The organism is Candidatus Leptovillus gracilis (assembly GCA_016716065.1).
Classification (GTDB): Bacteria; Chloroflexota; Anaerolineae; order Promineifilales; family Promineifilaceae; genus Leptovillus; species Leptovillus gracilis.
On sequence record JADJXA010000002.1, the window covers coordinates 390,502 to 415,135 of the forward strand.

General features: G+C 58.0%; 25 protein-coding genes. 9 read left to right on the forward strand and 16 right to left on the reverse strand.

The window, feature by feature from the left end; genetic code table 11:
* The first annotated feature begins 122 nt into the window (after positions 1 to 122).
* A complete protein-coding gene (locus IPM39_06020) occupies positions 123 to 1,055 on the forward strand; it encodes a hydroxymethylglutaryl-CoA lyase (GenBank protein MBK8985624.1) in 933 nt (310 codons plus the stop codon).
* 234 nt (positions 1,056 to 1,289) lie between these two features.
* Here the strand turns inward: IPM39_06020 and IPM39_06025 are convergent, their stop codons facing one another.
* The 9 genes from IPM39_06025 to IPM39_06065 all read right to left on the reverse strand — a co-directional run bounded on the left by IPM39_06025 (position 1,290) and on the right by IPM39_06065 (position 11,802).
* Positions 1,290 to 6,161, reverse strand: coding sequence for a S8 family serine peptidase (locus IPM39_06025; protein MBK8985625.1), 4,872 nt, complete (start codon positions 6,159 to 6,161; stop codon positions 1,290 to 1,292).
* A gap of 365 nt (positions 6,162 to 6,526) precedes the next feature.
* A complete protein-coding gene (locus IPM39_06030) occupies positions 6,527 to 7,666 on the reverse strand; it encodes an SIS domain-containing protein (protein MBK8985626.1) in 1,140 nt (379 codons plus the stop codon).
* Between the two features lie 108 nt (positions 7,667 to 7,774).
* Entirely contained in the window at positions 7,775 to 7,981 is a 207-nt protein-coding gene (locus IPM39_06035) for a hypothetical protein (protein ID MBK8985627.1), read from the reverse strand.
* The gene (locus tag IPM39_06040) at positions 7,971 to 8,234 is read right to left on the reverse strand and encodes a UPF0175 family protein (GenBank protein MBK8985628.1); all 264 of its coding nucleotides are present in this window, start codon (positions 8,232 to 8,234) and stop codon (positions 7,971 to 7,973) included. The genes IPM39_06035 and IPM39_06040 overlap by 11 nt, the downstream gene beginning before the upstream one ends.
* Before the next feature lie 174 nt (positions 8,235 to 8,408).
* On the reverse strand, positions 8,409 to 8,870 hold the full coding sequence (locus tag IPM39_06045) for a PIN domain-containing protein (GenBank protein ID MBK8985629.1): 462 nt from the start codon (positions 8,868 to 8,870) through the stop codon (positions 8,409 to 8,411).
* Positions 8,860 to 9,117 carry a hypothetical protein gene (locus IPM39_06050; GenBank protein ID MBK8985630.1) on the reverse strand — a complete coding sequence of 86 codons (258 nt, stop codon included), beginning with the start codon at positions 9,115 to 9,117 and terminating at the stop codon, positions 8,860 to 8,862. The genes IPM39_06045 and IPM39_06050 overlap by 11 nt, the downstream gene beginning before the upstream one ends.
* Before the next feature lie 185 nt (positions 9,118 to 9,302).
* The gene (locus IPM39_06055; GenBank protein ID MBK8985631.1) at positions 9,303 to 10,184 is read right to left on the reverse strand and encodes a glycosyltransferase; all 882 of its coding nucleotides are present in this window, start codon (positions 10,182 to 10,184) and stop codon (positions 9,303 to 9,305) included.
* Complete coding sequence (locus IPM39_06060; protein ID MBK8985632.1) at positions 10,184 to 10,981, reverse strand: hypothetical protein; 798 nt, start codon at positions 10,979 to 10,981, stop codon at positions 10,184 to 10,186. The genes IPM39_06055 and IPM39_06060 overlap by 1 nt, the downstream gene beginning before the upstream one ends.
* A gap of 68 nt (positions 10,982 to 11,049) precedes the next feature.
* Complete coding sequence (locus IPM39_06065; protein ID MBK8985633.1) at positions 11,050 to 11,802, reverse strand: triose-phosphate isomerase; 753 nt, start codon at positions 11,800 to 11,802, stop codon at positions 11,050 to 11,052.
* Between the two features lie 256 nt (positions 11,803 to 12,058).
* Between IPM39_06065 and IPM39_06070 the strand changes: the two genes are divergently transcribed.
* Positions 12,059 to 13,273 carry an ArsA family ATPase gene (locus tag IPM39_06070; GenBank protein ID MBK8985634.1) on the forward strand — a complete coding sequence of 405 codons (1,215 nt, stop codon included), beginning with the start codon at positions 12,059 to 12,061 and terminating at the stop codon, positions 13,271 to 13,273.
* Between the two features lie 115 nt (positions 13,274 to 13,388).
* On the opposite strand, the gene queA is transcribed toward IPM39_06070, so the two are convergent.
* The 4 genes from queA to ruvB all read right to left on the reverse strand — a co-directional run bounded on the left by queA (position 13,389) and on the right by ruvB (position 16,447).
* Complete coding sequence (gene queA / locus IPM39_06075) at positions 13,389 to 14,492, reverse strand: tRNA preQ1(34) S-adenosylmethionine ribosyltransferase-isomerase QueA (protein MBK8985635.1); 1,104 nt, start codon at positions 14,490 to 14,492, stop codon at positions 13,389 to 13,391.
* A 95-nt stretch (positions 14,493 to 14,587) separates the two neighbouring features.
* On the reverse strand, positions 14,588 to 15,013 hold the full coding sequence (locus tag IPM39_06080) for a hypothetical protein (protein MBK8985636.1): 426 nt from the start codon (positions 15,011 to 15,013) through the stop codon (positions 14,588 to 14,590).
* A gap of 139 nt (positions 15,014 to 15,152) precedes the next feature.
* Positions 15,153 to 15,380 carry a DUF2905 domain-containing protein gene (locus IPM39_06085; GenBank protein ID MBK8985637.1) on the reverse strand — a complete coding sequence of 76 codons (228 nt, stop codon included), beginning with the start codon at positions 15,378 to 15,380 and terminating at the stop codon, positions 15,153 to 15,155.
* Complete coding sequence (gene ruvB / locus IPM39_06090; GenBank protein ID MBK8985638.1) at positions 15,377 to 16,447, reverse strand: Holliday junction branch migration DNA helicase RuvB; 1,071 nt, start codon at positions 16,445 to 16,447, stop codon at positions 15,377 to 15,379. The genes IPM39_06085 and ruvB overlap by 4 nt, the downstream gene beginning before the upstream one ends.
* A gap of 145 nt (positions 16,448 to 16,592) precedes the next feature.
* Here ruvB and upp point away from each other — a divergent pair, with 145 nt between their 5' ends.
* From upp to IPM39_06115, 5 genes are all read left to right on the forward strand, one after another.
* Positions 16,593 to 17,213 carry a uracil phosphoribosyltransferase gene (gene upp, locus IPM39_06095; protein MBK8985639.1) on the forward strand — a complete coding sequence of 207 codons (621 nt, stop codon included), beginning with the start codon at positions 16,593 to 16,595 and terminating at the stop codon, positions 17,211 to 17,213.
* Between the two features lie 74 nt (positions 17,214 to 17,287).
* Complete coding sequence (locus IPM39_06100; protein ID MBK8985640.1) at positions 17,288 to 18,373, forward strand: undecaprenyl/decaprenyl-phosphate alpha-N-acetylglucosaminyl 1-phosphate transferase; 1,086 nt, start codon at positions 17,288 to 17,290, stop codon at positions 18,371 to 18,373.
* Positions 18,374 to 18,445: 72 nt separating this feature from the next.
* Positions 18,446 to 18,751 (forward strand): DUF4258 domain-containing protein, encoded by a 306-nt coding sequence (locus tag IPM39_06105; GenBank protein MBK8985641.1) that lies wholly within the window; start codon positions 18,446 to 18,448, stop codon positions 18,749 to 18,751.
* A gap of 1 nt (position 18,752) precedes the next feature.
* Positions 18,753 to 18,977: a hypothetical protein gene (locus tag IPM39_06110; GenBank protein ID MBK8985642.1), complete on the forward strand. Its 225-nt coding sequence runs from the start codon at positions 18,753 to 18,755 to the stop codon at positions 18,975 to 18,977.
* Positions 18,978 to 19,578: 601 nt separating this feature from the next.
* Complete coding sequence (locus IPM39_06115) at positions 19,579 to 19,770, forward strand: hypothetical protein (GenBank protein ID MBK8985643.1); 192 nt, start codon at positions 19,579 to 19,581, stop codon at positions 19,768 to 19,770.
* A gap of 177 nt (positions 19,771 to 19,947) precedes the next feature.
* On the opposite strand, the gene IPM39_06120 is transcribed toward IPM39_06115, so the two are convergent.
* Positions 19,948 to 20,979 carry a hypothetical protein gene (locus tag IPM39_06120; GenBank protein MBK8985644.1) on the reverse strand — a complete coding sequence of 344 codons (1,032 nt, stop codon included), beginning with the start codon at positions 20,977 to 20,979 and terminating at the stop codon, positions 19,948 to 19,950.
* Between the two features lie 22 nt (positions 20,980 to 21,001).
* A complete protein-coding gene (locus tag IPM39_06125) occupies positions 21,002 to 21,436 on the reverse strand; it encodes a hypothetical protein (GenBank protein ID MBK8985645.1) in 435 nt (144 codons plus the stop codon).
* A gap of 309 nt (positions 21,437 to 21,745) precedes the next feature.
* Between IPM39_06125 and IPM39_06130 the strand changes: the two genes are divergently transcribed.
* Together IPM39_06130 and IPM39_06135 are read left to right on the forward strand one after the other, a co-directional pair.
* A complete protein-coding gene (locus tag IPM39_06130) occupies positions 21,746 to 22,996 on the forward strand; it encodes a glucose-1-phosphate adenylyltransferase (protein MBK8985646.1) in 1,251 nt (416 codons plus the stop codon).
* Between the two features lie 58 nt (positions 22,997 to 23,054).
* A complete protein-coding gene (locus IPM39_06135) occupies positions 23,055 to 23,666 on the forward strand; it encodes an isoprenylcysteine carboxylmethyltransferase family protein (GenBank protein MBK8985647.1) in 612 nt (203 codons plus the stop codon).
* An 89-nt stretch (positions 23,667 to 23,755) separates the two neighbouring features.
* Here the strand turns inward: IPM39_06135 and IPM39_06140 are convergent, their stop codons facing one another.
* Positions 23,756 to 24,571: an ABC transporter ATP-binding protein gene (locus IPM39_06140; GenBank protein MBK8985648.1), complete on the reverse strand. Its 816-nt coding sequence runs from the start codon at positions 24,569 to 24,571 to the stop codon at positions 23,756 to 23,758.
* Positions 24,572 to 24,634 lie beyond the last annotated feature (63 nt).

Sequence of the window (24,634 nt, forward strand, 5' to 3'; positions counted from 1 at the left end):
TGGGGAACGGCCGTATCGCCGCCCGCCGCGAGTTATGATAGACTTTGCCCATCAACCCGCCTGTATCGTGCAGCACAAATGAGATGCGCAGCGAATAAAACGCCATTGTCCAGCATGAAACCATGAAAGATTTATTCAAGGTGTATGAAGTGGGGCCACGCGATGGCCTGCAAAATGAAGCCAATCCCATCAGCACGGCGCGTAAAAACCGGCTGGTGGATGGTCTGGTAGAGGCTGGCTTGCAGCACATCGAGCTGACCAGTTTTGTTCACCCAACGGCCGTGCCGCAGATGGCCGATGCCGATGAGGTGATGGTGACGGCGCTGGGAAAATACGGCCGTCTGCCCACCCAATTCGTCGGCCTCGTCTTCAACCAGCGCGGCTACGACCGGGCCATCGCCGCCGGCTGCCGGGCCATTGCCTGCGGCGTGTCGGTCAGCGAATCCTTCAGCCAGAGCAATACCCGCATGTCCACCCAGGAAGCGTTAGAGATCAGCCGCAGCCTGGTTTCCCAGGCCAAACGAGACGGCCTCTGGACCCGCGTGTACGTGATGACCGCCTGGGTCTGCCCCTTTGAAGGGCGTACCAACCCCTACCGCACCATCGCCCTTGCCGAAAAACTGTGGGAACTGGGCGCCGACGAGTTGGCGATCGCCGATACTATCGGCCACGCCGACCCGCTGTCAGTCGGCCATCTGATGGAAGAGTTAGGCCGCCGCCTGGATATGAACCGGCTGGCCGTTCACCTGCATGATACACAGGCGATGGGGCTGGCGAACGCTACCACGGCCCTGCAGGCTGGCGTGCGTATCTTCGACAGCAGCCTGGGCGGATTGGGCGGCTGCCCCTTTGCCCCGGGCGCGGCCGGCAACCTGGCCACCGAAGATCTGGTGTTCCTGGCCTACAAAATGGGCCTGGGGACCGGCATAGATTTCCAAAAATTGTGGCCGATCATTTACGACATGGAGCAGTGGGTGGGCCGGCCGATTGGCGGCCGCATCCGCCAATGGTGGGAAAGCGTCTGCAACCAGGAACCGGCCATCACGTTTGTTTAGCGCTCAGGCAGGTTTGACGAGCGGCTGAGGCTATACAGCGCTAAAACAAAACGGGAAGGAGAACACTCTCCTTCCCGTTTTGTTTTAGGCCCTGAGGATTTCTAAAACCCTCAGGGCCTTGGCAAACTGCGTGAATCTCAGACCTATGGGTTCATATGTTTTTAACTTGTGAGATTGGACCAATCTCCAAGATTGGTCCAATCTGGAAACTCCAAAGTTAATTGCAAACAAACCCTATGGCGTGAAGATGATGCGGCCTTCAATCATCGGTGTCACCGGCGAGAAAGCCAGGAAGTAATCCGCTAGCGCCTCGTCTAATGCCGGGCCAAAGTCATAGGGATTGACGGCGTTGTCACGGAACATCAGGTAGTTGTCGCCGCCGCGGCGCATAAAGTCATTGGTCACAACTTTATACATCGCGTCTTCGTCCAACGGGTCCCAACTTAAGCCGTTCCACACTTCCACGTTCACCACCCGCGCCTGAGCCGGCAAGGCCGGATTGATCTCATAGCGCAAACCGGAGACCTGGGTGAACCCGCCATTGGCAGCCGGGTAAAGGCGCGCGCCATTTTCCAATGCGGCTTTGACGTAGACGCCTTGCAGTTCAAAGGTGGCAATCGCGTTGCCAAATGGCAAAGTCTCCAGTACGTCGCCCATGGACACCGGGCCAGCCAGAATCGGGGCGCGCAAGCCGCCGCCGTTTTGGAAGGCGATCTGGTAGTTGGCGCCTGGTTCAGCCTGGTTGGCTTTCCACAGCATGGCGTCGGCCACCAGATTGCCCATCAGACATTCACCGATGCGGCATATCTGAACGCCGCTTACCAGAATGGGCAGGTCAACTGTTGTTGTGCCCACCTGGGTAGCGATGAGATCTGCTACGGCGTCACGGAATGGCTCTAACATGCCGTCCAGCACCGGGTCTGGGGTGACGGCCGTGCCCAGGTAAATGGGGTTGCCCTGGTAGTAGTGTACCAGCCCATCCGGGCCAAAGAGTACGTCCAGGTTGCCCAAGAACGTGCCCCATTGGTAAGCCGTGACAACCAACACCGGCTCACCCGCCGGGCTTTCCACCACGGATGGGTATTCGCCAACCGGGGTCAGCGGCCCGATAGAAGGCGGCCCAAAGGAAACAGGCAGCGCCGGGGAATAGAGGAAGCTGTGGCTGTGCCCGCCGACGATCACATCTACGCCGCTCACCGCCGCGGCCAGGTCCAGATCAACGTCGTACCCCATGTGGGTCAGGGCGATGATTTTGTCAATGCCCATTCCTGTCAGGGTGTCTACCGTTGCCTGTAAGGTCGTAATTGGGGCGGTAAAGGTGATGTTCGGACCGGGGCTGGAGATGTTGGTCGTATCGGGCGTTGTCAGACCGATAATACCGATCTCCTGTCCACCGCGCACAACAACTGTGTAAGGCAGAATCAGGCCTTGCAGGTCTGGGTCGGCGCTGGCGTCTATGTTGGCGCTGAGGACGGGGAAGTCTGACCCGCTGATGAAACTGGCGAGGGTTGCCGGTCCGTTGTCGAACTCGTGGTTGCCCACGGCCATGGCATCGTAACCGATGTAGTTCATGGTCATGGTCAGGACATCACCTTTGAAGAGGTTATAGAAGAGCGTGCCCTGGAATTGGTCACCGGCGTCTACTACCACAACATTGTCGGTGTTGGCGCGGATGTCGTTAACGGCCGCTGCCACACGCGGCGCGCCGGCGATACAGTTTCCGGCCGTAATATCTGCCGGTTTGCAGCGGGCGCCGTTGCGGTTGTATTGGTCCACCCGCGCATGGAAGTCGTTGGTGTGCAAGATGGTGAGATCAAACACATCCAGGCTCCCAACGGTGATTGGCTCAAAGTACGCCTGCCCACCGTTGACATTGCGTGGGTCGCCGTTGTAATCCACAATCATCACGCCCAGCGGTTCGCTGTACCAATAGCCGGTCTGGCTGTCTACAGACACAGTCATGACGGCCGTGAGATTGGCCGGACCGGGGTCGTTGCTCAGGTCCCAGGCAAACGGCGAATTGGCATAGTCGAACTGCCCGGCCGGATTCATGCTGACGCCGCCCTCATCAAAACCATACAACTGATAATCGAAGGTGGAATTGGTCGGTCCCAGGTCTTGCCAGGCGGCCGGTAAGTACCATTCCATGTAGGAGGCGTTGTAGTCTGTGTAGATGGCGTATGGGCTGGCAAGATACACCAGATTGGTCGCCAGGTCCACCTGGGCAACGACCCACACGTTGTTGTTGCCTGCGCCAGTGCGCGCGCCGTTATTCCAGTTGAAGTTAACGTAATCCCACGTACCGTCCTGGTCAGCGTCAATGTACAGATCGAACTCGGCGAAGTCTGGTTGGGGCACATGCCAGTAATTCCAGGCGTCAATGCCTATGGCAACGATGTCGCCATAAGTCGGATCTGCTCCGGCGTAATCTAAGCCAAACAGACGCACGTCACCAGGACCGGCCATAGCCGGATCTGGCGTGTCGTTCCATACCAGAGCCGGGAAAGCCCACAGGCTGGAGGTGATTGGCCCGCGATGGGTAATATCGAAGGTTGCCACATCGTTTACCGGGTCGGTGATGACGCTGCTGGCAGCGATTTCTTCTAGCTGCGAGTACGGCCGTGGTTGGAAGTAGAAGGGTACAACCAGATCGCCAGCTGCGGCGGCCACGGCGCCAGCCTGGGCGGCCGATGGGACGTCGGCGCCATCTTTGGCGATAACCGGCAGGTAAATCTGGTAAACCGGCGCGGGCGAGAAGACGACCCAGCCGTAATACTCTTCCACGACGCCGAACAAGACCGGAATCTGGGTCATGTCCAGGCTCAGGGTCACGGTGACAACCGCGCTTTCACCAGCGGCGAGGGTAACTTCCCCTGGCTCGACAGTCAGCGCTGCGCCGACCGTGCGCGAACCGGCCTGGAACATCCAGTCGGTCAGGTAAGTTACTTCGCTGTCGCCTTCATTGTAGAGGGTGACGTTGCTGACGCGGGTGACAGCGTCGTTGCGCGACATGGGCACGCCCCAGCTCAGGCTGACCAGATCGTCGTTGCCGATGGCGAAGACATCTGTGTCCACTGCGCGGTAAGCGTCTACACGGCCGGAACCGGTGCGGGGGATGGGGGTGTTGTCGGCCAGAGGCACGGCCGTGTTCATCATGGCCGCCTTAATTTGTTCAGGCGTCCAATCTGGGTTGGCCTGCACCATCAACGCCGCCACACCGGCGACATGCGGCGCGGCCATGGAAGTGCCGCTCAGGCTTGTACCGCCACCACCACTGCCCATATCGGCGGCAAAGATGCCCACGCCTGGGGCGGTGATTTCTGGCTTTAGCGCAGAGTCGTAGCCACGCGGACCGCGTGAGGAGAAGCTGGCAATGAAATCAGCCGGAGTATAAGGATCCGGAACCGTGACAACATCCTCTTTGCCGTTGACAACGACGATTTCACCGTCTGCCGGGACCAGGTTCATCCCGTCTTGCATCTGAATGAAGGCGGCGGGGATCAGCACCGGCACGCCAATGCCACCAAATGCACCGGCTGTATTGTTATAAATAATGGTTCCTACCGCCCCTAAGGACGCAGCATTATTTACTTTGTCGCTGAACGCGCAGGTACCGCGCTGGATCAGGGCGATTTGTCCGTCCAGGGCGTCGGGGGCGATTCCAGCCGTGGAGCATAGCTGATTGTTCGTGGCTCCAGCCAGGTTGCCGACGTATGCCAACGGCGCGGCCGTTGTGGTGATGTAATGCCCTGTGTCGTTGTCAAAGCTCGCCGGCGTGTAGATGATATTGGTCTGGGTAATGTAGGTTGTCCCAGAAATGTTAATGGCCGGACCGGTAACAAAGCCACTGGTTGACGCCGCCACGGAAATGGCTTTGTCGGCCGTGGCCGGTGAGCCAGTGATGTAGCTGTTGTTGCCCGCATTACCGGCTGAAGCAACGACGACGATACCGGCAGCTACCGCGTTTTCTGTGCCCGCGACGCTGGGGTCATCCACGTTATCGGTGCCGAAGTTGCTGCCCAGGGACATGTTGATGACTTGCGGCCAGCCAAAGAGCATGTAATTGTGGGTCGCCCATTCCAGCGCGTCAATGACCAGGCTGGTGGAGCCGCTGGCGCCAAAGACCTTAAGCGCGACGAGCTTGGCCGCAGGGGCCACACCATCGCTCACATCACCGGCGGCATTACCGGCGGCAATGGAGGCCACGTGTGTGCCGTGCCCCCCCTCATCCAGCGGGTCTGGGTCGGGATTGGGGATAGGTTGATAGGATGGGGAGGTATCATCGGCGTTGTAGGTGGTGCCGGCGAAATCGTAGCCGCCAATAACTTTCGCTGTGGGGAAGCTGAACGATTCGATGAAGTCCGGGTCATTGCTGGCAAAGTCAGCCGGATCACCGCTGCCGCCAAAGACGGCGTGGGTGTAGTCTATGCCGGTGTCTATGATGGCGATGGTGATGCCTTCACCGGCATATCCCAGGTCTTCCCAGACATCCGGCGCGCCAATCAGCGGCACACTGGCGGAAAGGGTTGGCTCGTGGGTGGGGGCGCGATGGATTGCTTTCACGCCGGGCAGCGCACGCAGTTCGTTTAGCTTGTTCAGCGGGGTGAGGACCTGGATGCCATTGTAGACGGCCGTGTAATTGGAGATGATTGTGGCGCCCAGGCTTTCGATTTGGGGCGCGACGGCCGTTTGTGCGCTTTTCAGGCTTTGCTCATAGCTTTGCAGGGCGGTGGGGGCCGGGGTACGGCCGTTGGCCTTCTCAGCGGCATAATAAGCAGCCAGCGGCGCCTGCTCAAACTCAATGATCATCAGGGCGTCGCTGGTGACGATGTCGGCCAGAGCGGCGGGCACATAACCGGCCATCTGCACAAACTCTTCGGCCGTCATCCCCTCAGCGAAGAGCGCCTGAATGTCAGCCGGGAGTTCTTCCCGTTGACCGCGCGTCTGTTTGTCCGCAGTCGGTGCATCCGCGCTGTTACCATCTGTCTGAACAACCGGCGCTTCAGACGTCATTGCCGCCTGGGAGGCAGAGGCGTTCACTAGAACGAACACCGTGCCAGAGACCAGGGCAAAGATTAACAATAGAATTAAAAATCGGTTACGCATATCAATTCACTCCTTGCAAATGCCAGCGCCCACCATCCAGTTTGTGACGAGTAATTGGGTTTGTTGTGGTCGTAGGCGGAAATTAAGACAATCCCTCATTATTCGCCAACATAAAGTTGACGGAATAACGCTAAGGATTCTTTGCTTTCTAAGGTTATTGGGATTCTGAATTGCTTGCACCTCCTTATTGGGGTTTGATTGGCTGCCAAAGCATGGTTAAGGTTTTGAAATTGCGGGGTGTTAACTTGCACTATGTCCACGTCAGACAAATACACTAAGAATTATACCCACAAATTTGTTCGTGTCATGTATTTTCGCGGCTAACGTCGTTGGTTTAGCCTTCACTTGGGCGGTAATAGGCTAATTTACTGATCCATTCGTTGGCTGCTGCGGATGCGCGAAATGCCACCACCGCCGGTAACGCTGCGGCCGCCGCCAAAACCGCGAAAATAGGGTTCGCCCAGGAATTGGGCGCGGTAGGCGGCGAAGAGCGTGCCGGGCAGGCAGGCCAGCAGGGGGGAAAAGCACTCACCAGGCGAATCGGCGAGGGGCAGGTGGGGAACGGCCGTCATTTTCATGCTATCCGGCCCAATCACCGCCACCCGGCGGCCAATGTGGGCCGCCGCCGTCACGACTTCCCGCGCCCGGCTGGCGTCCCAGCCCTCCGCGCTGATGACCAACGTCGGCGTATCCGCCTGCCTGCCGAAGTATTGCAGGTGCGCCCATTCCTCGGTGTCTTGGGCGACGGCCGTATCCCCGGCCGCTTCAATGAGTTTGGCCGCGCTAAACAACGCTGTGCCAACGTTCGGTCCTGCGCCACAAAAGACAAACTCACGGCCGTCCAGCCAATCCGCCGCCAGTTGTTGGGCGATGGGGTCGCTGCGGGCGATGGTCTCTTCCATGGCGTCGGCCATGCCGGCCAGCGTTTGCCGCGCCTGCCGCGCTGCTTTGTGCGTGAGATGGCCGCGTAATTCGCCCAGATGAACGGCCGTCAGATACAGCGCCAACTGCGAGGCCACATAGCTGCGCGTGCCGGGCACGACCATGTTGGTTTCGTCGGGGAGGGGAGGAACGGCCGTTTCTACCATTACCTCCGCCTCTTTTGCCAACGCCCCAGCCGGATTGCCGGTGAGAGCCACTGCCAGTCCGCCCGCCTTACGCCCCAGCGCCAGAGCCTCGGCCGTGCGGCTCACCTGCCCGCTGACGGAAATCGCCAGGACCAGATTGCGGCCGGGGCCGGTGTCCGGCAGGAAGCGGGCGGCGTAACGGCCAAACTGCATGGCGGTCATCGGTTCGCAGGGCAGCCCGGCAAGCTGCTCGAAGGCGAGTTCGCTGTTGAGGGCGGCGTGGTGGCTGTCGCCGCAGCCGGTGACAAAGACGCGCCGGACGTTAGCGCAGAGGGCGGGGGAGAGGGTGTTGGGGATAACGGCCGTGAGCCGGTCTACCATCACCCGGACGAGGTCGGGCAAGGTGTCTATTTGTTGGTGCAGGGGGGAGCGTTCCATGAGAAGCCTTGTTTGCTATTTGGTGGTTTTGATGCGCTGAGGCGGGTGGGGGAACGGCCGTTGCGTTTGGCCAGGGTACGGCCGTAATGCCCAAACTTATGTGGAGACTCACCAGACTTCATCAACCGGAACTGGCAGCGGATAATCTGACAACCAGAGCCGCGCAGGATCAGCAGAAGGCCCCGCATTGATTTCATCAACTACCTTTTGTGGCACAATAATCTTATCAGCCAGAGCCGGTAGCAGATGCGCGTGGCCTACTTTTGCCAAAACAATGATAGGCGAGGCATTAACAACCCACTGTTCAACTGCCACCCTTGACCTCGTGGATTAACTCGTCGGCTGATTGGTATTGAAATGGGGTAACGCTGTAGCCAGCCAGCGCTGCCAGGAATTCTGCCCGCGAGATACCGGCTATTTCGGCCGCCTTTGCTTGAGAAAGACGGCCCATTTCATACCACTTGACGGCCGCAGCCAGTCTCATCTCTTGGACAAACACAACTGGCTCTTGTCGCAGCGCTGAAAAAGCGTCTTGCGGCAGTTCCATAGATATTTGTATGGTATTCATACTCATTCTCCATGCAAGTTATGCAGCGTCATGATACTCACCTGGCAGGGATTGTACCATAGAAGGGTTATAGCAGGCGGCGTTTATTCATGCAGTCCAGACGGCCGTTCTCTCCCCATGTCACACCCACCAAACAAAAACATTGCCGGCGGTGCAGACCAGAGAAGGCGCTGCTTACCGCGCCAAACCCAGCCAATCTTCAACCTGAAAATCGGCCGTTAAGGGATTCACAAAACGCACGCCTTCAACGACTGCCCCCACGTTAAAATCTTCACTAAAAATGGCGGCAATCTGATTTAAGTGGGCTGTGGCCCAAATTTGTGCATCCCAAAAGCTGAACTGGTAATCACGCACGCCCCGCGCCGCTTCCAACACGACGGCCGGCGTCACGTCCAGGATTTCCCAGCTTTGTTGATAATTTTCCAGTCGTTGATAAGCCGAATCTGGCGTAAGCGGCGCGCTGATTTTGCGCGTCACCGTTACAAAAAACTCCGACATCACCTGGCTGCTGATGACGCCCAGGCCAGAAAGGGCCAGTTTGTCCAGGATAAGCGCAGCTTGCCGCTGTTTGTCCGGTTCCGAACGGTTGTAGGCGTATACCAGAATGTTGGTGTCAACAAAAATCTTAGCGGTCATACAGATCGTCGCGCTGCCAGGTACGGCCGTCGGCCACCGGCCCGGCGGCGATTAACTGCTGGATAAAGGCCCGTTCCGCCTGCCAGGCAGACAGATTGCGTCGTTTGCTGCCCAGAGATTGGGTGCGCTGGTCAATGGCCTGCCGAATAATTTCTGCTTCGGAGAGATTGGTCAGGTTGGCAAGTTGTTTCAGGCATGACTCTTGATCCGCTTCAATGTAGATTTGTTTGCGAATTTTTGTGCCCATGAACGGCCTCCAGATAATCGGCAGTATACATTGCAATATACATTGCATTTGGGGTTTGATCAAGTCACAACGAAGTTTCCACGCTCCACAACGAAGTTTCCACGCCCCACAAGGAAGTTTCCACGCCCCACAACGAAGTTTCCACGCCCCACAGTCTGATGTTCCCTATCAGATCACGGCCGTTCCTACTTCGTCGTCTCCACCCGCTGCCAGAGGTAGGCCAACGGCCGTTTCCTCACCCTTACCTGCCAGACCACCAGCGCCCACAAATGCAGCCGGGCGGCAAACAGCGCCAGCGTCCAGCCAAACTCACGCACGGATTGGGGATAGCGCAGCGCCAGCCGCGTGCCGTGCAGCGCCTCCAGCCGCGCCGAGCGCATCTGGTAAGGCGACTGGCGCACCATCTCCTGGGCGTAGCCGCCCGCCGAGCGCACCTTTTGCCGCAGCCAGTCGGCGTAGGTCGTAGGGTATTTGACATGGACCCGGGCATCCGGCGCGTAGCGGATGCGCCGGCCCTGGGCGGCGATCATCTGCGAAATCACCGCGTCTTCGGCCAGGGCGTCTTCGGGGATGGGCGGCAGCAGGGCGCGACGGGCGGCGAAGAGGTAGCCGGAACAGAGCAGGAAATCACCGGCGTCGTCGCGGCGCCGCCGTTCCTGATGGGCGGCATCGGTGAGCAGGTGGGACCAGTAGCCGAGCCGCGTAGCGCGTGGGCTGGCGCTGCACGGCCGTCCCGTCACCGCGCCCACTTTCTTATCGGCGAAGGGGGTCAGCAGGGGAGCCAGGGCATCCGGGGCCACCCACACGTCGCCATCGCTAAAGACGACGATATCGCCACGGGCGGCGGCCAGCCCGACGTTGAGGGCGGCCGGTTTGCCCTGCTGCGGGTCGCGGACGTGGCGGATTTGGGGGTGGGCGGCGGCGTAACGGAGGGTAACGGCCGTTGTCTCTTCATCCGGGCAGACCACCAAAAGCTCAGCGTCGTCCGGTAGTTGGGACAGAAACGCCTCAATCGCCTGTCCAATGGTGGCCGCTTCCCGAAAGGCGGTGATGAGAATAGAGACCATTAACTTGCCGGTGGGCGGGAATCGGTGACGCCAGTGCTGCCGCCGTAGCGCACGCTGACGCCTTTGATCCGGCCGATGAGCGCTTCCAAAAAAGCGATTACGACCATGAACGCCAGGTCTACGGCAATCGCCATCGAGAGAGCCACGCCCAAATAGCCAAAAATTGTTACCACCGGCCCGGCTAGATTGGCGATGACCACATCGGCCAGCCCCATGAAGTAAGCGATGACGGCAACAATGCCCATCACCAGCAGGAAGGCGGGCCAGGCGCGGCGGTCGGAGGCGCTGGGCATCATGGCGTTGGCGATGGCAAACAGCAGGTAGAGCCAGACGAAGAAGTCGTTGGTCTGGAAGAGCGTGCCCAGAGCCAGGGTAAGTTGGTCTATATCGCCCGTTTGCAAAGCGGCCGTTAGCCCCTGCACGCCGAACACGCGGAAGCCAATCAACAATAATACCAGCGTGCCGGCCAGCAGCGGCGCGCCGCCGATCAGGCTTTCCCGAATTGGCCCCAGGGTGCGCCCTTTGTAATACTCCACGTAGCCTAACTGAATGGTCCCGTCGGGCTGCACGCGGGGAATCAGCGACAGTTTGCCCGTGCGCACGCCCAGCAGCGAAGCGGCTACCCAATGGCTGACCTCATGCAGCACCACCCCCGGAAACAACACGATAGCGTAGAGAATGACGGCATACTGCGGCCGGCCGGTAATGAGCAAGGACAACCCATGCAAGTGAACGTGTATCCAACGCTGCAAAAAAACCAAGACCGTGAAAGCCAGGGCGACCCAGATAAAAGGCATGGTGGTGTCGGTGTTCAGTGTTCAGTATCCAGTAAACTGAACACTGAACACTGGTCACTGAATACTGATCAGGCCGCGTTGGCGACCAGTTCTATAAAGCTGGGCTTCAGACTGGCGCCGCCGACGAGCGCGCCGTCAATGTCTGGGTGGGCCATCAGTTCGGCGATGTTTTTCTCGGTGACGCTGCCGCCGTACTGGATGCGGATTTGTTGGGCGACGTCATCGCCGAGGATTTCGGCGATGGTGGCGCGGACCGTGCCGCCGATGATGGCGCCAGCCTGTTCGACGGTAGCGGTGCGGCCGGTGCCGATGGCCCAAATCGGCTCATAGGCGATGACGCAGGCGATGGACTGCTCGGCCGTGAGGCCCTCAAAGGCAGCTTTGACCTGGCCGCTGACAAAGCTGTGGGTTTCACCGGCTTCGTTTTGCTCCAGGCTTTCGCCGACGCAGACCATCGGCGTCAGGCCGTGGGCCAGGGCGGCTTTGATCTTTTTGTTGACGCCTTCGTCGGTTTCGCCGAAGTAAGCGCGGCGTTCGGAGTGGCCGAGGATGACGTATTGGCAGAAGGGGGTAAGCATGTTGGGGGCCAGTTCGCCGGTGTAGGCGCCGCTTTCGGCGAAGTACATATTTTGCGCGCCAACGCTGATTTTGCTGCCTTTGACGGCTTCGGCGACGGCCGGGATGGCCAGAGCGGGCGGGCAAACAACGATGTCTACGCCGGTGACGGCATTGAGGCCATCGTGGATTTGTTCGATGAAGGCGACGGCTTCAACGGCCGTTTTATTCATCTTCCAGTTGCCGGCAATAATTGGGGTACGCATGGGGTTCTCCTTAAAAGTTAATAGTTGGTAGTTGATAGTTGGTAGTAAACCGGATTCAGATCCTTTGTGTGTTGGGGAATCCGGTCTGTTTAGGGCAATTATAGGGCAGGCGGGGGCGGGGGGCAATGAACGATGGCGGCGTGCGCTATCCTGCGTCGGGTGGTATGATCCGCTCCACTGCAACCAATCGAAACAGCAACCGTACTATCAACTGTCAACTATCAACTACCAACTATCAACTATTCGCGGAGAAACTATGCGCATCATTCTATATCTGGGTAAAGGTGGTGTGGGCAAAACGACAGTAGCGGCGGCAACGGCCGTGCGCAGCGCCGAATTAGGCTACAAAACGTTGGTTGCCAGCACGGACATCGCCCACAGTTTGGCCGATTCCTTCGACACGCCGCTGGACGCCGTGCCGGTACAACTGGCCGAAAATTTGTGGGCGCAAGAAATTAGCGCCATCGCTGACATTCATAACTATTGGGGTACATTGCAATCCTTTGTCTCCCAAAACATCAGCGGCAAAGGCATCAGCAGCGTCGTCGCCGATGAATTGTCGGCTTTTCCTGGCATGGACGAAATCGTCAGTCTGCTGCACATCAACAAACAGGCCAATGAAAACAACTTCGACCGGGTGATCATAGACGCCGCGCCCACCGGTGAGACAATTCGCCTGCTGACCATGCCGGACACCTTCCGCTGGTATGCCGGTCATTTGTCCCGCTTTGAGACCAACGTCATCAAGGCGTTGAAGCCGTTTGCCGGGCGCATTATTCGCGGCCCGGCGGAGATTTTTGAGGCGTTGGAAAAGCTGGACGAGGCCACCGGCGAACTGCGCCAGACGCTCAGCAACCCGGAAATCAGCAGCTACCGCGTGGTCTTACAGCCGGAAAAAATGGTCGTGCGCGAGGCGGAACGGGCCATCAGCTACCTGGGGCTGTTTAACTATCCGGTGGACAGCGTGATTATCAATCGCATTTTGGGCGAAAATGTGGGCGAAGGCGAGTTCTACCAGAAACGGCGCGAACTACAGGCCAAGTATTTGCAGATGATTGAGGATAATTTCCGGCCGCTGCCGTTGTGGCGCGCGCCTTATTATGCCGATGAAGTGGTGGGCATAGCGGCGCTGACGCGGCTGGCGTCTGATTGTTTTGGCGCGGAGGACCCTGGGCAGGTTTTTTACCGGGGCGCGGTGCAGGAATTTTTAGAGCTGCCGGATGGCGGCTACCGGCTGCGGATTCCGATGTCGTTTGTCACCAGCGGCGATGTGCGGCTGCGTAAGCGGGGCGACGAGATGTTTATTACCATCGGCAATTTTAAGCGGGAGATGATTTTGCCTGGTGTTTTGGCGAAACGAAAAGCGGTGTCCGGCGCAATGCGCGACGGTGTGTTGGAGATTGATTTTGCCCCGCCTTCGTCGGCAGAAGAGACAGAAGTGAGTGAACGGCCGTCTCCCACCACCATTTAAAACACACCCATTGAGAATAGCTGCAATATCTCTGTTTCTTTGTGTCTTTGTAATAAGTTTTTATACCTATCAGCCACAAAAAACGGTAGAACCAGCCATATTTCCAGTTGGTTTGTCAGGCAATTAGCATGGCGTCGCCAAAAGAGAAGAAGCGGTATTGCTCGGTGACGGCCGTTTCATACGCCGCCATCACCTGTTCCCGCCCGGCAAACGCCGCCACCAGCATGAGCAGACTGGATTGGGGCAGGTGGAAGTTGGTGATCATGGCGTCTACGGCGCGGAATTTGTAGCCGGGGTAAATAAAGAGGTCGGTTGGCCCTTCAAAGGCGGCCACCGGCTTCCAGGGGCACAGATTGCTGGTCTCCCCGGCGGCGTCGCGGGCGCTGATGGTTTGCAGCGCGCCCAAAATGCCGCCTGACCGGAGAGCGGCCGTTTCCAGGGTACGCACGGCCGTTGTGCCCACCGCCACAATACGCCCCCCCGCCAATTTCGCCTCATTGATGCGCCGGGCAGTCTCGCTGGTCAGGCTGGCCCATTCGGAGTGGATGACGTGGTCGGCTACCTGGTTGGCTGCCACCGGCTTAAAGGTATCCAGGCCGACGTGCAGCGTCACCGTCTCCAAGATCACCCCTTTGTCGCGCAGCGCCAGCAGCAAATCGCCGCTGAAGTGCAGCCCGGCGGTGGGCGCGGCGCTGGAGCCGGGCGGGCGAGAATAGACTGTCTGGTAGCGTTCGTCGTCGTCCAGGGTTTCATGGATGTAGGGGGGCAGCGGCGTGTGGCCCAGCTCGTTCAGGTCGGGGTCAACAGGGCGGCTGAAGGTGATTTCGCGTTGGGAGCCATCAAGAACGGCCGTCACCACAGCCACCACATCGGAACGGCCGCCGTCCCGTCTGGTTAACAAGATTTCCGCACCGGCTTCTAGCTTTTTGCCACCCACCAGCGCTTTCCAGCGTGTTTCATCTAAATTTTCCAGCAGCAAAATCTCCACCTTGCCGCCGGTGGGTTTTTGGCCGAAGAGCCGGGCGGGGATGACCCGGCTGTCGTTAACGACCAGGATGTCGCCAGGGCGCAGGTATTCTAGTAAGTCGGTGAAGCGGCGGTGGGTGATACGGCCGTCGGCGCGCCCCAAAATCAGCAGCCGGCTGGCGTCGCGTTGGGACAATGGCCGTTGGGCGATCAGTTCCGTGGGCAGGTTGTAGGTAAACTCGTTGGTATCCATGCCAGCTATTTTAACCTGTCGTCTGGGGATGCAAAAGACCCGCAGGGTTTTAGAAAACCCTGCGGGTCTTGAAAGAACGCAGTTTTTCAGGTCTTTTAGTTTAGGGGATAGGGCATAGCCAATTTGTTGATCACCGCGTCGGCCACGAGGCGCGATTTCAGCATGGACAGTTTGTTTTCATGTGCTTTAGCCAGGGCCATCTGGCGGATTTGGGCGACCTGGCGGGCGGTGAGGCTGATGGCGATGAGCCGGGAGACGCCACCTTCAAACAACGGCCGTTGCCCAAACTCCTGGGCGATATACTCGATGGCGTCTTCGAGAATGGCATGGACAACCGGCGCCAGGAAGACCATATTGTCTTTCGTCGCCACATTGCCCATGCGGGTACGGATCACTTTTTCTGGGTTTTGCAGGTATTCCTCTTTTTGCGCCTGGAAGAATTGCAGTTCATACGGCGCTACCTGAGGAACAACTGTTCTTGCCAGTTCGCTGACAAGTTGGTTCTTTGTGCCTGGATTCATGTCTGTAAATTCCTTTTACCAACTTAAATTCAAGTGTCGTTGCTTTACAGACCATAGAATAGAGGCGCCGCGTTAATTCATCGCTAATTGGACACGGCCGTTTCAGCGATTGGCGATTGGTCCTGAGCTTGTCGAAGGATTAGCGGCGGAAGATGCGGACGAGGATGTTTAGCAGGATGCTGCCCAGGATGCTGATGAGCAGCATGGTAGCCAGGGGGAAATAGATTTTGACGTTGCGACCTTCAAAGTTGAAATCGCCGGGCAGATTGCCCAGCCAGGGGAAGAAGCGGCCGGCCACCAGAATGATGACGCCGACCAGGGCGATGGTGACGCCAATGATCACCAGAATACGGCCGAATTCGATCATGCCGGTTCGTTGTCTCCAAACAAGGTGGGCTGGTTGATTTTGTTGTCTGGCCGACGGCCGGCCAGCGAAATGCCCAGATGGTGGTAAGCGTGCGGCGTCGCCATCCGGCCACGCGCCGTGCGTTCCAGAAAGCCCAATTGCAACAGATACGGCTCCACCACGTCCATGATGGTATCCGCTTCTTCGCTGATGGATGCGCCGATGGTTTCCAGGCCCACCGGCCCACCGCCAAACTTTTCGATGATAGCCCGCAGCACCCGCCGGTCCAGATCATCCAGGCCCAATTGGTCTATTTCTAACAAGTTGAGGGCGGCAACGGCCGTTTCCTCCGTAATCGCCCCATCGGCTCGCACCTGGGCATAATCGCGCACCCGGCGCAGCAGGCGCAAGGCCACCCGCGGCGTGCCTCGCGAGCGCCGGGCAATCTCGGTAGCGCCAACCTGGTCACAGGCAATGCCAAAGATGCCTGCACCCCGGTTCACAATACTTTCAATGGCCGCCTGCTCGTAAAAATCCATGCGATACACCGCGCCAAACCGGGCGCGCAGTGGGGCCGTCAGCAGCGCCAGGCGCGTCGTCGCCCCGATGACGGTGAACTTAGGCAGTTTCAGGCGCACGTTCTTCGCCCCCGGCCCTTTGCCCACCACAATATCCAGCACAAAATCTTCCATCGCCGGGTACAGAATCTCTTCTACGGCGCGCCCCAGGCGATGCACCTCATCAATAAACAAGATGTCCCCGGCGCGCATGTTGGTCAGAATAGCTGCCAGGTCGCCGGCCCGTTCAATGGCCGGCCCGGCGGTGATGCGCACGTTGACGTTCATCTCGTTGCCGATGACATGGGCCAGCGTTGTCTTGCCCAGGCCTGGCGGTCCGTGAAAGAGTACGTGGTCCAGTGGTTCCTGCCGCGCTTTGGCCGCTTCAATAAGGATTGCCAGGTTGGCCTTCAGTTTTTCCTGGCCGGTAAACTCGCCCAGTAATTGGGGGCGAATGAGGCCATCCAACCCCCGGTCTTCGGCTTTGCGTTGGGGGGAGATGTGTCGGTTGGCGGTCGGTTGATCGGTCATGATTCGTTGTTTGCCTGTAAACTCGTTGCATGGGATTATACGTCAAGTGCGCCTTCTTGCGTACTTTGCGGCGATGGGCAAGGCTTGAATGGAGGTTGGTTTGTTAGTTTGCCGCCAACCAGCCAACAATTATTCTGGAGGGTTTATGGTTTACGAATCGCAACATCCATTGGTGAAACATAAGTTGACTCTGCTGCGCGATAAACGGACAAAATCGAAGAAGTTTCGGGAGTTGATTCGGGAATTGGCGATGCTGTTGTGTTATGAGGCTACGTCCGATCTGGCTGTGGCTGAACTGAGTGTGGAAACGCCGATGGAAACGGCCGTTGGCTACGATCTGGCCGAAAAAGTGGGGCTGGTCCCGGTGCTGCGCGCCGGGCTGGGCATGGTGGATGGCATTTGGGAGATGATGCCGGGCGCGGAAGTATGGCATATTGGCCTATACCGCGACGAAGCAACGTTGAAGCCGGTTTCCTACTATAACCGGCTGCCCACTTCGCCCACTGTGGAGGTCTGCCTGGTGTTGGACCCTATGCTGGCAACCGGCGGTTCGGCCGTGGCCACGGTGGATATTCTCAAAAAATGGGGGGCGCAGCGGATTAAATTTATGGGCATTCTGGCGGCGCCGGCAGGCATTGCTCGCCTGCAAACCGCCCATCCCGATGTGCCTATCCACATCGCCAAAATAGACGAACGCCTTAATGACGTGGGCTTTATCCTCCCCGGTCTCGGCGACGCTGGCGACCGGCAGTTTGGCACGGGGTGAAGATGGTATCCAGTATTCAGTATTCAGTGTTCAGTAAACGTTTAACTGAATACTGACCACTGACCACTGACCACATGGTCCCTTTCCTTATTTTTACGGCCGTATTTACCACATCTTTCCTCCTGACGCCGGTGGCTCAGCGGCTGTCGCGGCGGTGGGGGATGGTGGCCCGGCCCGGCGGCCGGCGGCTGCATCAGGGAGATATTCCCAAGCTGGGTGGGCTGCCGCTGCTGCTGGCATTCTTGCTCGGCGCGGCCCTGATCTATTGGCTGCAACCCCCGGCCGACGCCAGCGACGCGCTGCGGCTGCGTGGTGTGGTGCTTGGCACATTGGTCATCGCGTTGGGCGGTTTTGTGGACGACCGCTGGGAGCTGTCGCCTATCCCCCAATTTGCCATCCAGGCCGTGGGCGCGGTAATCGCCATGAGCCACATCATTTTTATTGAAGTGTTCAGCAATCCGCTGCCATCGCCGGAGATGTGGCAGGCGCCGCCGCTGGCCTGGGTTTTCACCTACGATGCGGCGACGGGCCTGGTGTGGGTCTGGCGGCCGTTGGCTTTGTTCCTGACGCTGTTGTGGCTGATGGGCATGATTAATGCCGTGAACTGGCTGGATGGGCTGGATGGGCTGGCGGCCGGGGTTTGCACCATTGCTGCGCTGTTGTTTGCCTGGCACAGCTACAGCCTGGGACAGGCAGCGGTGGCGTTGTTCCCTTTGATTCTGGCGGCGGCGCTGTTGGGCTTTTTGCCATTTAACTTTGCCCCGGCGCGCATCTTTTTGGGCAGTGGTGGGGCGTATTTGTTGGGCTACCAGATGGCGACGCTTTCGATTTTGTCCCCGGCGAAGTTGTCTACGGCGCTGCTGGTGCTGGCCGTGCCGATTTTAGACGGGGCCTGGCTGGTGATCAGCCGCTGGCGGCAGGGGCGCAATCCGCTGCAAGGGGGGCGCGATCATCTGCATTTCCGTCTGGCGGATGGTGGTTTGCCCACGCGGCGGATCGTGGTGGGGTATTATGCGGTAACGGCCGTTTTCGGTCTGGTTGCTGTCCTTGTGCCATCTCGCTCGCTCAAAGTCTTGTTGTGGCTGGGGCTGTATGCGCTGGTGCTTGTGCTGCTCATCTGGCTAAGCCGCCGCAAACTACCGCCCCAAGACCCATTGTAAGGGTCTGGCGTCTGGCAGACCCACCCACCCGTTTTCTGTTATAATTCGGCGAAAAGGGATGATCTGATGCCGCTGATAGAGGCCATACGTCAAAAGTTCGCCCAGGACCGATTTGAATTCTCCCGACACGCCGTTGACAGAATGCTCTTGCGTGACGTGATTGTCCAAGAAGTCCGCGAAGCCGTCGCGAATGGCGAGGTTATCGAAGATTATCCACAGGACAAATATGGCGCAAGCTGCCTGATTGGCGGATTCACCGGCAACGGCCGTCCACTTCACATTCAGTGCAGCTATCCTGACCGGTCGCTCATCAAGGTTGTCACAGTTTACGAACCTGATCCGAATGAATGGATCAATTTCAAAGCGAGAGTTTTGTGAGATGCTAACCCAAGATTACCCGGAAAGAGTGGTAGAGAAAAAAGTCACGTATACGCTGCTAAAAGACGATAAGTTCTACATCATTGAGGGCGTGCCGGCCCGTGTTAACCTGGAAACCGGCGAGCAGTTGTTCGCTCCGGAAACGGTAGAAAAGCTGCAACAAATCATCAAGCAGCAGCAAAAACCGGTGCGCCAGATTAGTACACCGGTCTATGAATTTGTCTAAGAGGCGGTAGCAAACGCCAGGCAAGTGGAGGGTGGTTGTCATGATAGGCAAATTGGCGCGATATGGGACTGACGGCCGTTCCCTCCCTCCTCACAAGCTGCGCCCAACGCACAATCACCCCCACTACAACCCCACGATTACACCTGTTGTTTAGTACACCATCACGAGGGCAACGGCCGTTACCACCCGCATCAACACCCTCCGCCAAACCAAAGGGACCAACGTCTGGCAGCGCGGCTATTACGAACGCACCATTCGTGACGAGAACGAGTTAAACGCCACGCGGCAATACATCGTCAACAACCCGGCCCGCTGGGGCGAAGACCGCGACAACCTGGATGCCCTCCTTGCCAAAATGACATATCACCCGTAGGGCGCGACAGGCGGGAGGCCAGGCGTCGGTGATTGGCAAACGTTATACCCGCCTGTCCCGTCCCCACGATCCAGTAAGGTAGTTTACTTCTGATGCGCTGTCGGCGTAACAGATCCCCGGCCGAATTTTTGCTACCATCGCTTTACCTTTAAAAGTGCGCTCTTTAACGCCAGCTTTAAGGGTATCGTGTGAAGATAATCTAAAGCCTTTACCGTGGAGATGGGTAATATGACAACACAAAAGCGCTCTGAACAAACGGCCGTATCCGCAACGCCAGCACACCGCCCCAACGGCGCACTGGTCGCGCTGCAAATTGAAGCCATACAGGTTGTCATGCGCCGAATGCGGGCCGCCCGGTCGGCCACGCTGGACCCGATTACGAACGAAAAATTGGGTAAAATTGCCCGGCAGCAGCCGTAAGCCGAAGTCCGTATCCCGTATTCCGTCGCCAGCTACCAGAAGTAATGTGCCCCACGGAATACCGATTACGGATTACGAAATACCAACCAACCACCACAAAAAAACCAGACCACCGGTCTGGTTTTTTTTGTTCTCTCAGCCCACTGAATGCTGAACACCGAACACTGAACACCCCTGCTAAGGTCTGATGCAGGGCGGCAAATCATGGGTGGTCTGCTGCCAGGGTTCGGTGTACCAGGCCAGGTACTCGTCCAGATGGGCAGACCAGTAAGCCTCTTCGTGTACCCCTTCATTCAGGAACCAGTCATGGGCAATACCGGCAGCCGCCATGTCGGCGTGGAGCTGCAAGGTGTTGGCGCGCACCCAATCGTTGTCGCCGATGTCCAGGTAGATGCGCAGGTCGCCCAGGTCATTGCTGAGGGCGGTGAATTGGGGGTTGATGTCGGGTTTGGCGTATTCATCCAGCAAGGCGGCGCTGTGTCCACCGACGCTGATGAAGGCTTGCGGGTGACGGAAGGCGATCTCTAAAGCCCAATAGCCGCCGCGCGAGAGACCGCCCAGGGCGCGGAACTGCGGGTCTGGGCTGGCGCAGTAGGTGGCTTCGGCGTAGGCGGTCAGTTCGTCCAGGATGACGGTTTCATAAGAGCCAGGACCGCCGGAGGTGAACTGGGCCACCTCGCCGCTGTAGGGCATAACGATGAGGATGGGCGGGTAGAGACCGGCCTGAATCCCGGCTTCGGCGGCTTCGTCCAGGCCCACCTGGTCCCAGATGGCGTCGGTGTAGGTGTTGCCGGGGAGCATGTAAAGGACGGGGTAGGTACGGCCGTTTTCCCCATAACACGGTGGCAAATAAATGCGATAAGACATCTCGCCGGCGATGGCGCTGGGGAAGAAGCCGGTTTCGATGCGCCCTGGTTGGGCGCACGGGGTGGCGGTGGGTGCGGTGGGAATGGTGGGAATGGTGGGCACGGCCGTCAGCGTGGGCACGGCCGTTGTTGTTGGGCTGGGCAACACCGGCGGCGTTGGCGGCGGCGGGTTGGTGGGCCTTGTGGTGGCGCTGGGTGGCAGGGTGAGGGGGACGATGGCGGTGCTGGCCGGGGTGATGACGGCCGTTACATCGGGCGGCCTGGCGGCCTGCCCCAGCGCCCAGACGACCGCCGCGAGCAAAACTGCGACAGATAAATAGGCGAAAATGCGGCGTACAGACATCTGGCGCTAAGGGATCAGTGGGTTAAAAAGGCAGCTCGCTGGGCGGTTCGGCCAGCAGCTTTTGGTAATTGCCGCGCCACAGGTCCGGGGTGCGGGTCATGGTTTTGAGCTGGATGTCGGCGAAGCGGGGGAAGAGGTCGCCGAGCAGGTCGGGCAGCAGGTCCCAGGCTTCGTGGCGAACGACGTCTTCGATGTTGACGGCCGTTTCCGTCAGCCACTCCCAATCGCGCATAAAACGCTCCGCTTTCATCCAGTAGCCGCGCTTTTCCCACGCCTCGGCCGAATGCTTCACGCCGGCGTCAATTTCGCGCAGCAAAAAGACCAGGGCGGCGGCCATATCTTGGGCTTCGGCGTCCATCGCCGGTTTTTGGCTCAGATGGCGCAGAATTTCGGCGATGCTGCGCCGGTTCTGGTTACGTATTTTTGTCGGGTCGTTCAGGTTAATTACTCGGCTCATACTGTTCTCCTCAGGACGGCGGGGAATGATAGCACGGCCGTGTGATTGTGCCAATCGCCATCTACCGCCGCTGGCCGTTCGCCGCCGAAATGATCTGGCAAAAACGGCCGTTATCTGTTTTAATAGTACCGTCAAACCCATGACTGGACAGCCAGCTCCTTTACAGTAGGTAACTACAAATCCTCTCTGGAAAAGTTTGTTGGTTCGTTGGTTTGGTGGTTTGTTTGCCGGTCAACCAACCAACCAACAGACCAGCCAACTCAGTAGTTGCTACAGTAACCCATATTCGATAAGGAAAAAACTATGCGAATGCAAGACGTATTAGCGATTATTCTAGGTGGTGGAGCAGGCACACGCCTGTATCCCCTCACGGTTGAACGCTCCAAACCGGCCGTGCCGCTGGCCGGTAAATATCGCCTCATTGACATTCCCATGAGCAACTGCATCCACGCCAAGATCGAGAAAATAGCGATCTTGACCCAGTTCAACTCGGCGTCACTCCATCGCCATATCTACAGCACCTATGTGCGCGACATTTTTACGCCGGGCTGGGTGCAAATTTTGGCTGCCGAACAAACCCCCCGCAGCGCCGACTGGTACCAGGGCACGGCCGACGCCGTGCGTAAACAGTTGATTGAGATCAAACAGGCTGGCTCCAAATTTGTCCTCATCCTGGCCGGCGACCATCTGTATCGCATGGATTACCGCAAATTTGTGCAGTTCCACGTAGACAGCGAGGCAGACATCACCATTGCCGTGCAGCCGGTAGACCGCAAATCGGCGCCGTCTTTGGGCATTCTGAAGCTGGCCCCCGATGGGCACATCACCCAGTTTACCGAAAAACCCAAGCGGGAAGAGCAGCTAGATGAGTTGATCAGCCGTGACGATTCCGGCAAACCCTACATGGCGTCCATGGGCATTTATGTCTTTGCCACCGACGTACTGTTTGATTTATTGGATAAACCGGGCGACGATTTTGGCCGCGACCTGATTCCGGCTTCCATGGCCGACCGCAAGGTGATGGGCTATGTATTTGATGGCTATTGGGAAGATATTGGGACGATCCGGCGTTTTTATCAGGTAAATCTGGACATGGCTGCTTATGACGCCCCCTTCGATTTTTATGACGCGGAACGGCCGATTTATACCCATGCCCGTTTTTTGCCCGCCTCAGAAGTTCATGGCTCACACCTGGACAACGTTCTCCTGACCGATGGCTGCCGCATCCAATATGCATCTATCAGCAATTCGGTGGTCGGGCTGCGCAGCATTATCGGCAAAGAATCTGTGATTCAGTCCACGGTGATGATGGGCGCCGATTATTACGAAACGGAAAAAGAACACGCCGACAATCGGCAAAAGGGGATTCCCGACATTGGCGTTGGCGCTGCTACTCACATTGAGCGGGCAATTATTGACAAAAATGCGCGCATAGGCTCCAATGTCCGCATTCGGGATATTCCCAACCGGCCAGACAGCGAAGGCAATGGTTGGGTGGCGCGCGACGGCATCATTATTGTGCCCAAAAATGCTGTCATTCGTGACGGAACAGTGATTTAGTGGATGGCAGGGAGTGGGTAGATGCTATCGCCTATCAACTCCCTGCTCCAAACTGGCTATGCTCCCTTTCTTGATTGCTTTTACGCTGTGGGCTTTGCTGCACAGCCTGACGGCCATGCGGCGGACGAAGGCGGTGGCGCGGCAATGGATGGGGGAACGGCCGTTTGCCGGCCTTTATCGCCTGCTCTACAACATCTTCTCTTTCTTCACCATTTTGCCCCTGTTTTATGTGATGTGGACGGCCGTGCCGCGCACCTTGCTCTGGGAAATTCCTCTTCCCTGGAGCTATGGGGCGCAGTTTCTGCGTCTGGCGGGTCTGGTTGGGCTGGCTGTCGCCTTATGGCAGACCGACATCTGGGACTTTGTGGGGCTGCGCCAGGCCGTCCGCTTCTTCCATGGTCAGGAGGAAATGACCTTGCCGCCTAAACTTGTTACCGGCGGCATGTATGCTTTTGTGCGCCATCCCCTGTACTTTTTTAGTATGCTGGTGTTGTGGTTCAGCCCGCTAATGCTGCTGCCCACCTTCTTGTTTAACCTGTTGGCAACTGGCTATTTTTACGCCGGGTCACGGGTCGAAGAACGCCGCCTGGCCGACTTTTTCGGCGAGACGTATGACGCTTATCGCCGTCGTGTGCCGGGTTTGCTGCCCATTCCCCGGTTCAAGGGATAAATATCAGACCCGGCATTGAAATGAAACACACCCATTGCTAATTTGCCTGACGACGCCAGAGAGTGGCGTCGTGTCGTCAACCTCCCGTTTTATGAGAGCGCCGCGGCCATGACGCCGGTGGGGAGCTGCACGTGGCCGTTTTGTCTGAATTTGCCCTGGCTGTTAACGGCCGTTCGCGGCGCGTGGCTGTCCAGACCGGCCAACGCCTCAATTTCATCCCGGTCGCTGATAATGCTTTCCAGTTTGCCATCCATCATCTGAATCACCCGGTCCACGTAGCGGCACATGCGCAGATCATGGGTCACCATGATGCCGATGCGATTTTGCTCGTGGATCAGTTCGGCGAAGGTTTCCACCACCTGGTAGGCCAGGGTGGTATCCAGGCTGGCGGTGGGTTCATCGGCCAACACCAATTCTGGGTCGTGGATGAGAGAGCGGGCGATGGCGACGCGCTGTTTTTGGCCGCCGGATAGCTGCGAAGGCAGGTTGTGCAGGCGGTCGCCCAGGCCCAGGCGCTGTAAGAGTTCAATGGCACGGTCACGACCTTGTTTGTCGTAACGGCCGTTCAGCCGCAGCATCAACTCCACATTTTCCTGCACGTTCAGGAAAGGAACCAGATTGTTGGACTGAAACGTGAAGCCGATTTTGCGCCGGCGAAACGCCGTCAACTGCGCGTCGCTCATTCGGCTAATATCTTCGCCACCAAGCATAATTTGGCCGCTGGTGGGCGAAAGCAGCCCGGCGATCATCGCCAGCATACTGGTTTTGCCAGACCCACTCGGACCAACCAGAGCCACAAACTCGCCTGGCTGCAATTCGATGGATACGTCATCCACAGCCTTAATCGTCGCGTCGTCAATTCGATATTCTTTCGTAATGTTCTGAGTTGCCAGAGTAGATTTCATGGTCTTTGCCTTACCTTGTTTGATTTTCTTGCTGCACAATTTGTCTGTTATGCGCCATACGTC